Here is a 2,086-nt window from a genome sequence, read left to right on the forward strand (position 1 = left end):
GAGAAACGAATGACCTACAAGGCCAAGGTCACCGATACCCAGTCGTGGGCTGATATTCCAACCTGCAAGGAAGCAGGCGTGCCCACCGACTACACCATGCTGCGCGGCATATTCATGGCGCCCGGCGTATCCAAGGACCAGCTCGAGTTCTATGTCAACCTGCTCAAGAAAGTCCGCGAGACCCCTGAGTGGAAGGACTATATGGAAAAAGGTGCTTTCAACCAGACCTCCATGTCCGGCGACGAATTCGGCAAGTGGCTCGGCGCCGCAGAACAGCGTCATCGCGAGTTGATGAAAGAAGCCGGCTTCATCGCCAAATAAAGAAGACCCTGCCGGGTTTTCCCCTGCGGGCTGGCCAGGCGCCAGCCCGACAATCAATCAAGTTCGCCCTGGTGCAGGGCACTCAATCCAACGGAGTTGCTCATGGAGCCAAACCAAGAATCCGGCGCGGAAATCCGCTCGGGCGTCGCGACCTATGTCGTTGAAGCCATCGTCGCTACCTGCATCGTCATCCTGGGCGGTGTAGTCATACAAGGCAGCTGGGCACTGGGATCCGGCTGGACCAGCGACGGACCCGGCTCAGGCTATTTTCCGTTTTATATCGGCATCATCCTGTGCATTTCAGGTCTCGGCACCCTCTATCAAGCCTTGTTCGGCAAGAACAGGAATACCGATGTATTCGTCGACGGCGAGCAACTCAAGCGCGTCATGGCCGTTTTGCTGCCTGCCCTCGTTTATGTGCTGGCAGTCCAGTTTCTGGGCCTCTATGTCGCATCGGCTGTCTACATCGCGCTCTTCATGATCATCCTGGGGAAATTCTCTCCCCTCAAAAGCGTCATTACTTCGTTCATTGTGATCGCGCTGTTTTTCTTCATGTTCGAGGTCTGGTTCAAGGTTCCCTTGTTCAAAGGCCAGTTCGCCCCGCTGAGCTTCCTCGGTTACTGAGTCCTCTATACCCGCACCGAGCCCACTGAACTTTTACCGGATATCGAAATGGAAGAACTAAACTCGCTTTTTCACGGATTCAGCGTCATCCTGACGCCGATGAACATCGTCCTGATGTTCGTAGGCATCATCCTGGGCGTGCTGATCGGCGTGCTGCCCGGCCTGGGTGGAGCCAACGGCGTGGCTATTTTGCTGCCTCTTACGTTCACGATGTCGCCGACGTCAGCCATCATCATGCTCTCCTGCATCTACTGGGGTGCGCTTTTTGGCGGTGCGATCACATCCATTCTGTTCAACATACCAGGGGAGCCCTGGTCGGTTGCAACCACCTTTGACGGCTACCCAATGGCCCAGCAAGGCAAGGCAGGCGCCGCACTGACGGCCGCTTTCACCTCGTCCTTTGTTGGCGCGTTCGTTGCCGTCGTGATGATCACCTTCCTGGCGCCCCTGGTGGCCAAGTTCGCGCTCAAGTTCGGTCCTCCCGAATTTTTCGCGGTCTATCTCTTGACCTTCTGCAGCTTCGTGGGAATGGGCAAAGGTTCCCCCTTCAAGATCCTTGCGTCAATGACGATTGGTTTTGCGCTGGCATCCGTCGGCATGGACACGGTAACCGGCCAGTTGCGCCTGACCTTTGGCATACCGGACCTCATGCGCGGCTTCGATTTCCTGATCGCAGTGATCGGCCTGTTCGGCATTGGAGAAATCCTGCTGTCCATGGAAGAAGGGCTGGCTTTTTCGGGCAAGAGCGCCAAGATCGACCCCAAAGTTGTGCTGGAAACATGGAAACAGCTGCCGAAGTACTGGATGACCTCGATTCGCAGCTCGCTGATCGGCATCTGGATGGGCATCACCCCTGGGGGCGCGACGCCTGCCTCGTTCATGAGCTACGGCCTGGCCAAAAAGATGTCGAAAAACGGCTCCAAGTTTGGCAGCGGCGAAATCGAAGGTGTGATTGCGCCCGAGACCGCAGCGCACGCGGCCGGTACCAGTGCCCTGCTGCCGATGCTGGCGCTGGGCATCCCGGGTTCACCCACCGCAGCCGTGCTGCTGGGCGGCCTGCTGATCTGGGGCTTGCAACCCGGGCCGCTGCTGTTCGTTGAGCAAAAAGACTTCGTCTGGGGACTGATCGCCAGCATGTACC

Annotated in this window: 2 protein-coding genes and 1 pseudogene; all 3 read left to right on the forward strand. The window is 57.5% G+C overall.

The window, feature by feature from the left end; genetic code table 11:
• Positions 1-321 (forward strand): annotated as a pseudogene (locus AC1D0Z_RS20280) (tripartite tricarboxylate transporter substrate binding protein); the annotation flags it as partial.
• A 102-nt stretch (positions 322-423) separates the two neighbouring features.
• Positions 424-945 carry a tripartite tricarboxylate transporter TctB family protein gene (locus AC1D0Z_RS20285; RefSeq protein WP_477659969.1) on the forward strand — a complete coding sequence of 174 codons (522 nt, stop codon included), beginning with the start codon at positions 424-426 and terminating at the stop codon, positions 943-945.
• Between the two features lie 48 nt (positions 946-993).
• Positions 994-2,086: tripartite tricarboxylate transporter permease (locus AC1D0Z_RS20290; RefSeq protein ID WP_477659970.1), on the forward strand; the 1,093-nt coding region annotated here is incomplete at its 3' end.

The organism is Polaromonas sp. P1_E3, from assembly GCF_056405935.1.